Here is a 1,597-nt window from a genome sequence, read left to right on the forward strand (position 1 = left end):
AAAATCAAGCCATAGGTGTCTTAACCGCATGTTCCCCGACAAGTTGTTTAAAATCTTCTCATGGAAATAAATTTATGATTTGACTTAAAAGCGTTATTTTTACCATGGGTTGGTTTGTTTGTTTTTTGCAAAAGTTGCCTGAAAACAGGCAACTTTTGCCAACCCTTTCAAATTTTTTTTATTTTGGACAGATGTGAACTAAAATGAATTAATATGGAAAATAAAACAAAAACATGCCTGATTACAGGAGCCACAAGCGGTATCGGAAAAGCAGCCGCAACAGAACTCGCCCGCAGAGGATTTCATGTCATTATCACTTACCGCAATAAAGAAAAAGCATTAAAAGTAATGGATGAAATAAAACAAAAAAGTGGTAATCAATCTGTTGAAGGTTTCTTTGTGGATTTTGAATCACTCGCTTCTGTGCGGGATTTTGCAATTGAATTCAAATCAAAATACGACCATCTTGATGTTTTAATCAATAATGCAGGTATCTGGGAAACAAAACGGTCGGAAACCAAAGACGGCATCGAAAAAATGTTTGGTGTCAACCACCTCGCTCCTTTCCTGCTGACAAATTTACTTCTTGATGTGCTGAAAAAAAGTGCTCCTACACGTATTGTGATTACTGCCAGCGAAGCTCACCGTTTTTCCGGTATCGACTTTTCTGATCTTGAATCTAAAAACAACTTCGGAACCATGAAGGCTTATGGTCAATCAAAACTGGCCAATATTCTTTTCACCAAAGAGCTTTCTGAAAGGCTGAAAGACAGCGGAATTACTATCAACTGCCTGCATCCGGGTGTTGTCAATACCAATCTTTTCGAAAAATTCAGCCCTGGAATGAAAAAGATTTCTTCCCTGTTTTTGATAAGTCCTGAAAAAGGAGCTGAAACGACAGTTTTTCTCGCTGCTTCACCTGAAGTGGAACACATCAGTGGAGAGTATTTCAGCAAAAAGAAAATCAAAAAAAGCAGCAAAATCAGTTACGACAAAGCTACAGCGAAAAAACTCTGGGATGTCAGCATGGAATATGTCAAAGATTATCTTTGATTTAACCTAAACTTTAGCCGGTACCTTAATCTTTCTTTTCGATAAATCCTTTTTGTCAACGTCAGATAGCATAAGCCTTGCTATATTTACCGTAAGGAAAATATTATGCTATTCAGTTAAAAACAGGCATTTAATTAAAAACAAGATGAGGATACTTTATTTTTCAACAGTAATAATCTTTTTGCTGACATTCAGCTCATGCAAAAGAGATCAATCTGAAAACGACAAGGAAGATCAAAAGAAAGAGGCTTCAGGTCAGGCCGAAAAAGAAATCAAACCTATCGAAACAGATGAAGGAGGCCGGCCAAAGAATCCGAATTACCATCCGGTTAACGCAACAATTATTGGTTTTGTCAAAGGTGGTGCGAATGTCAATGTCATTCTGGATGAGCTTGACATCGGAAATATCTATCCCATTTATTCCGCAGTTGTTGATGAAAACAACACGTTTCGCTTTGATTTTCAAGTAAATGAACCATCTATTTACCAGCTCCGTTTTCCTAACGGAAATATTCACCTGTTTCTCAGAGGCGGTACCGTAAAA

At 37.4% G+C, this 1,597-nt stretch carries 2 protein-coding genes; both read left to right on the forward strand.

Features of this window, described 5'->3' with window-relative positions; genetic code table 11:
• The first annotated feature begins 213 nt into the window (after nt 1-213).
• Nucleotides 214-1,053: an SDR family oxidoreductase gene (locus GX437_10675; GenBank protein NLJ08124.1), complete on the forward strand. Its 840-nt coding sequence runs from the start codon at nt 214-216 to the stop codon at nt 1,051-1,053.
• A 145-nt stretch (nt 1,054-1,198) separates the two neighbouring features.
• On the forward strand, nt 1,199-1,597 hold a 399-nt coding region (locus tag GX437_10680), incomplete at its 3' end, for a DUF4369 domain-containing protein (protein ID NLJ08125.1).

This window comes from Sphingobacteriales bacterium, assembly GCA_012517435.1.
GTDB lineage: Bacteria > Bacteroidota > Bacteroidia > CAILMK01 > JAAYUY01 > JAAYUY01.

Bases quoted from the DNA above. Each gene is read 5' to 3' on its own strand.
- GX437_10675 (NLJ08124.1), top strand. From the start codon at position 214: ATGGAAAATAAAACAAAAACATGCCTGATTACAGGAGCCACAAGCGGT.